A 6,031-nucleotide genomic window follows, 5' to 3' on the forward strand; every position below is an offset into this window, starting at 1 on the left:
TTCCATGACGTCTATCCCAAAGCCTTTATCGCCGACGAGGCTTACGACGCTAATCCACATGTCGGAAGAGGATTTCGTCAGACATAGTCATAAAATCACCTGCTGTGAGCAGCTAAAACGCATTGAGCTTTTGAAACATAACGCTTACATCATCCCTGCGGGTCAGCAGCAAAGTGTACAAAATCCTTGAGATATTGCAGATCCTCATCTGCTTCGCGGCGCCCCAGAAAAATCTGTTTAGCAATTCCACGTTTACCAATCCTCATGGAATGCAAATCAAAACGTGATGCATATTCTTCGACCAGCCAGCGCGGAAGAACTGCAATACCTCTACCATGCGCGACCATCACCAGCATGATATCGGTAGTTTCGATCTGCTTTTGCTGACGTGGGGCAATACCAGCAGGCTGAAGAAACTGGGTATAGATATCCAACCTTTCAGCAGGAACCGGGTAGGTAATAAGCGTTTCATCTGCCAGTTGTTCGGGCGTAATAAATGTCAAACCATGCAATTTGTGAGAACTTCCTACGACAAGAACAAGTTCATAATCAAAAACAGGAGTAAAAATGAGACCCGGCTTATAAAGAGGGTCAGGGGTTACAAGAATATCGATTTCGTTACTCAACAATGCCCCAATCCCGCCAAACTGGAACTTCTGACGAACATCGACATCCACTTTCGGCCAACGCTCAAGGTAAGGCGAAACAACGTTGAGTAGCCATTGATAACAGGGATGACACTCCATCCCGATCCTGAGAATACCCCGTTCGCCGTTAGCAAACTGTTCCAGCCGCTCTTCCGCGAGAGAAAATTGGGGAAGTAGACGGTCCGCAAGGGAGAGAAGCCACTGGCCGGCCTGCGTGAGAACCAAGGACCGCCCCTCCCGTCGCCATATCTTCACACCGAGCTGATTCTCAATCTTGCGGACAGCATGGCTAAGAGCAGGCTGTGTCAGATTCAACCGTGCTCCCGCAGCTGTGAGCGATCCTTCCCGGGCGACTTCCTGGATGATCATCAGATGATTGCGTTCGAGAATGGCCATGTCTCACCAAATGGTATGCATTGAATTTATACAATCATCAAAAATTATCATTTATATTCATTATTTAAAACCTGTCTCTAAGATGAAATTTTCATACGTTATATTACCAGTTAAGAGCATGTCACTGCCATGTAGCAGGAAGCCATAACGAAGATCTTTCAGAATATAACGATAGAATTAAGCCTTAATTATTTCCTTCTACCAAAATATCGTCCGCGTCTCGCATCAAAAAGCATCCTCCGATTCTTCGACGTTTTCAAAAATCATCATATGATGGCGAGACATAGGAGCCCGAAGATCAGAAATCTTGTTTCTAACTATTTACCAAATTTGCCGCAGCCTTCTTACGCCCAGAGCGGTTCAAAAACTCCTGTCTGTGCTAATTCTGGGCACACTCGCTGAAAAAAGAGGATAAACTCCAACCGGCGGATATAAAAATTATCAAAAATTGAGTCTACTTTCCGCTGGCACTTTACTGCGCAGTAAGCTGCCCCAGATCTACTGAAGTCGCTAGAAATTTCGAGAACGTGGAGAAGATTTTACTCTCCACGTTACTCCGCGCACACAGCGTACCTCTTGCTTAAAGCGAAAACTCAAACAATTAAGCAGAGAGTTCTTTCCGAACAATTGCAGCCCCTGCGCTCAGAGCGTTCAATTTTCCCGTTGCGACCTGCCGAGACAGCGGCGTCATTCCGCAATTGGTCGACGGATACAGTTTGTCTGCATCGACAAACTGTAGAGCTTTCCGCAAGGTGCTGGCGACCTCTTCGGGGGTTTCAACAGTACTGGTAGCTACGTCGATGGCGCCGACCATCACTTTCTTGCCACGGATGAGTTCGATGAGATCCATCGGAACGCGCGAGTTCTGACACTCCAGCGAGATAAGATCGATGTTCGACTGCTGCAGCTTGGGGAAAATCTCCTCATACTGTCTCCATTCCGAGCCCAGAGTATTTTTCCAGTCGATATTCGCCTTGATACCGTAGCCATAACAGATATGAACGGCTGTTTCGCACTTCAGGCCTTCAATAGCCTTTTCCAGAGTCGCAATGCCCCAGTCATTCACTTCATCAAAGAAAACGTTGAAGGCAGGTTCATCGAACTGAATGATATCGACACCAGCGGCTTCAAGTTCGCGAGCTTCCTGGTTCAGGATTCCGGCAAATTCCCAAGCTAGTTTTTCTCGACTCTTGTAATGCGCGTCATGCAGGGTATCGATCATGGTCATGGGACCAGGAAGAGCCCATTTGATCGACTTCTTCGTAAGTTTGCGCAGAAACCTGGCATCTTCGACGAAGACAGGCTTTTCGCGCGATACAGCACCCACAACGGACGGGACGCTTGCGTCGTAGCGATTGCGGATTTTGACAGTCTGACGATTCTCGAAATCGACGCCGCTCAGATGCTCGATAAACGTTGTAACGAAATGCTGGCGTGTCTGCTCGCCATCGCTGACGATATCAATGCCGGCACGGTCCTGATTGTCCAGTGTCAGACGAAGGGCATCCTGCTTGCCTTCGACAAGTTCCTCACCCTGCAGTTTCCAATGGGACCAAAGCGTTTCCGGCTTTGCGAGCCATGAAGGTTTTGGGAGACTGCCGGCGGTCGAGGTCGGGAGAAGTGTTTTCATGATCATTCGGCCTTGGTGTTTTTGATGGATCAGACAGGAAACTGGACAGACCACTGCTCAAGCAGATCCTGATACGGCTTGATAAAGCGTTCTTCCGTAAACTTTCCCTGTTCAACGGCCAGCCTGCTACGCTCCTCACGGTCATAAACGATCCTGGTCAGTGAATAATCCTGATGCGTCAGGCTCGGCTGATAGCAGTCGGACGCTGGGGAGTTGGCATTGTAGATTTCAGGACGATAGATCTTCTGGAAAGATTCCATCGTGCTGATTGTGCTGATCAGTTCCAGATCGGAATAGTCCGACAAAAGATCGCCGATAAAATAGAACGCCAAAGGAGCGCTGGCAAAAGCAGGCATGAAATACCGAACCTGCATGCCCATTTTCCCGAAATACTGATCGGTCAGAGAAAACTCTCGCTGTTCATATTCGGTACCCAAAACCGGATGATGGTTTTCTGTCCGATGGTAGCTTCTATTACTAGAAACGCTCAGACAGATGACAGGGTTCTTGCCAAACAGAGCTTTGTAAGCGTCCGAATGGATCGCCGATTTGAACAGATTGCCATGCAGATCTCCATAATGATCGGGAACCTGAAACTCAAAGCGCCCCTGATTGTGTTCCGGGAGAAAAATACTGAAATCGTAATCACGAACATAAGAAGAAAAACTATTTCCGGTAATACCCGAGATCTGTTCGTTTTTAATTCTATCAATAATGATCGTATTGAGAATTTCTATAAGTGGAAAGACATCTGATCTTGCACCCGTATTGATTGTCATTTCAATAGAAATAATATCAAGATTAACAGAATAACGATCTGCTTTCGGGTTATCCCAGTGTGCAAGGGAGTTAAAACGGTTATCAATCATCTGCAAGACTTTCTGGAGATTTTCCTGCCGGTGTTCACCTCTGGCTAGATTGGCGAAATTGGTTGTCAGGCGTGTTTCGTCTGAAGGCGTGTAGTCTTCATCAAACCGGGTTTTCTTGATCGAGAACGTAAATTTGGCAGACATTCCTGTTTCACCTTGCTCGGGCAAAAATTCCCCAGATCAGGCTATGAACCTATGGAGAATTTTACGTGTGTGCAGCTTCCAATCGGCGATTTTCAGGCCGGTTATGTTGAGACGCGTTGGATGCTGTTATGCCCGAGAGGATTAGTGAGAAAAAATGATTTTATTTCATAAAAACATGAAATTCATGCATACATATCTACGTCCAGAAAATTCTAGCTTTAACACTTGGGGGAGCAGATCCACAGACCGTCATAATTGATACGCCCTCCCTCGCGGCACATCACACGATTTCGATCCTACGGCCAAAAAAAATTTCAAATCGCCTGGTTGACGCCTCAAGGACGGAAGGCATGTCGCAACACGCGATCACAAATGCCCTACCGTTTTCTTCCTAGCCATTTGCCTCGCTACACCCGGCATGTTCTGGCTGTGACGTCTGTTTCTATGCAAATATGGGATATTGCTTCCTCAATGGCGGCAATCACATGGCCCGAACTAATATGCCGTGTACACTCGAACTGTCGGGGTGTGTCTTTGTGGCGAGGGCAGAAAAGAAAATTGCTGTGTTCGAAGGGATGACGAATATCGTGCCAGCAACTATTACATACATGAGTATTGAAGACTCTATACGGCGTTTCGAACTCATTCGTCGGATGGGTAAAACCGGAAATCATCACAACGGGTGTTCCTGCAGCCCAAGCAAGCCAGCTTAACCCGCTTGAGAGGCCAACAAAAAATTCCGCATGCTTGAGCCAGTTCGCGCGTTCCGAAAGAGGGCGAGCACCAGTTTGATCTTCGCATCCATTCGGAATCTGGTTCCAGTGCAGACCTTGTCCCCAGACCATATCTTTATCGATACAAACAACACGATAACCGGATCGTTTGAGGAATTCTATGACATCATGCCATCCTTCGGGATTGTTCCAGTATTTGCACTGGGAACTTGCCTGCGTCGCAATGACAACATATGGCTCCTCGATTGGCCTTTGACCTGAAATAACAAGTTGTGGACGTTCTTCCTCGGGAGAAACACCAAGGATATATCCTGCAGTGCGATGAAGTCCGACCATCCGGAAATCTGCCGGCTGCCAGGAATTATCTTCATCCTCAAAGAACAGGCCAAGATGATACGTTGCGTAGTATTCGTTGTTTTTTAAGAGATAATCTTTTCTAAGAATGAAAGTGATATCTGGATAGGATGGCTCCAGAAGTTCCTTCATCTGATCTGCGAGAACAACAACAAGTTTGCATCCATGTTGTTTTTTGAAGCGAGCCGCGTAGGTGAACCATGCAATGCTATCACCAATGGTTCCGCCCGGCATCAAGATAGCGACAGGTCGATCGGTAGCATCATAAATATGAGAAAAAATGAGCACCCCGTCCCGGAATACTTCTATTTTTGCCCTCAGATAGTGTTTTTTTCGGCTGCCAAAAGTGCATTTGCTTCCTTCTCCATCGAAAAAAACCGTTTCGGTATCAAGATCAAAGAAGCGTACGCGCCATTTTCCTTCCGGAACCTGAACACGCAATCCAATATTGAAATCATATCTGATTCCTTCCGGTCCCTCCTGTGTGGGAATGGCAGCAGCAGTCAGAATACCGCCTTGATTGTCCGCATCACCCGACGAAGCTGAACTTTCATTCGCCTTGTTTTGATCAGCGTCTTTCAAACTGGGCGCAGGGCCTGCTGAATCAGGAATTTTGCCAACCTGCAGAATGGATTTGAAGATGTCGGCCGCCTTTGGGTCGGTCATGGCGTATCCTCTAGAAGGTTGGGAATTGTCTTGATAATGTCCATGACCTGTTCTGGGGCGATCAGTTTGGAACACTCGAACTGTCTGGGTGTCCCCTCATGGCGCGGGCACCAGAGGTAATTGGAGGTATCGAGAACGCAACGAATATCGTTTGAGCAGCCGTTGCAGGCATGCCAGTTTATGACGCGATATGGCGTAGAGAATTCATTTTCCGGTCGGGTAAAACCACTGATAAGCACAACAGGCGTTGTGCCTACGCACCAGGCGAGCCAGCTTAATCCGCTGGAAAGCCCTATGAAAAATTCGGCATATTTTATCCATCGCGCCCGCTCAGAAAGCGGAAGAGCGCCTGTTTTATCCTCCGCGCCAAATGGGATGTGGTTCCAGACAGTACCACTGCCATTAACGTGTTCTCTGTCAATACAGAACACACGATACCCTCGGGTCTTTAGCTCCTGAATAAGCTGGAGGGATCGAAGAACTGTTTGTTGATGCGCTTGTCTGATGATTTTAGTTTTTTGGCGCTTTGATTGAGGGTTTCCGGGGTGACTTTCGCTCTGCGTTTTGAGCAGATCACGGTCCATCGCCGGT

The 6,031-nt window shown here is 47.5% G+C and carries 5 protein-coding genes; all 5 read right to left on the reverse strand.

The window, feature by feature from the left end:
• Positions 1-149 precede the first annotated feature (149 nt).
• Entirely contained in the window at positions 150-1,043 is an 894-nt protein-coding gene (locus tag J4P41_RS10295) for a LysR family transcriptional regulator (protein WP_426067053.1), read from the reverse strand.
• A 601-nt stretch (positions 1,044-1,644) separates the two neighbouring features.
• The gene (locus J4P41_RS10300; protein WP_426067054.1) at positions 1,645-2,673 is read right to left on the reverse strand and encodes a methionine synthase; all 1,029 of its coding nucleotides are present in this window, start codon (positions 2,671-2,673) and stop codon (positions 1,645-1,647) included.
• A gap of 29 nt (positions 2,674-2,702) precedes the next feature.
• Positions 2,703-3,686 carry a DUF1852 domain-containing protein gene (locus J4P41_RS10305; RefSeq protein WP_426067055.1) on the reverse strand — a complete coding sequence of 328 codons (984 nt, stop codon included), beginning with the start codon at positions 3,684-3,686 and terminating at the stop codon, positions 2,703-2,705.
• Between the two features lie 407 nt (positions 3,687-4,093).
• On the reverse strand, positions 4,094-5,440 hold the full coding sequence (locus tag J4P41_RS10310; RefSeq protein ID WP_426067057.1) for an autotransporter strand-loop-strand O-heptosyltransferase: 1,347 nt from the start codon (positions 5,438-5,440) through the stop codon (positions 4,094-4,096).
• Positions 5,437-6,031: autotransporter strand-loop-strand O-heptosyltransferase (locus tag J4P41_RS10315; RefSeq protein WP_426067058.1), on the reverse strand; the 595-nt coding region annotated here is incomplete at its 5' end. The genes J4P41_RS10315 and J4P41_RS10310, both read right to left, overlap by 4 nt.

It is taken from the genome of Gluconobacter sp. NFX36 (assembly GCF_049887835.1).
Taxonomy (GTDB): domain Bacteria; phylum Pseudomonadota; class Alphaproteobacteria; order Acetobacterales; family Acetobacteraceae; genus Gluconobacter; species Gluconobacter japonicus_A.

Coding starts and splice junctions, on each gene's coding strand:
- J4P41_RS10300 (WP_426067054.1), bottom strand. CDS start 2,673: ATGAAAACACTTCTCCCGACCTCGACCGCCGGCAGTCTCCCAAAACCT.
- J4P41_RS10310 (WP_426067057.1), bottom strand. CDS start 5,440: ATGACCGACCCAAAGGCGGCCGACATCTTCAAATCCATTCTGCAGGTT.
- J4P41_RS10295 (WP_426067053.1), bottom strand. CDS start 1,043: ATGGCCATTCTCGAACGCAATCATCTGATGATCATCCAGGAAGTCGCC.
- J4P41_RS10305 (WP_426067055.1), bottom strand. CDS start 3,686: ATGTCTGCCAAATTTACGTTCTCGATCAAGAAAACCCGGTTTGATGAA.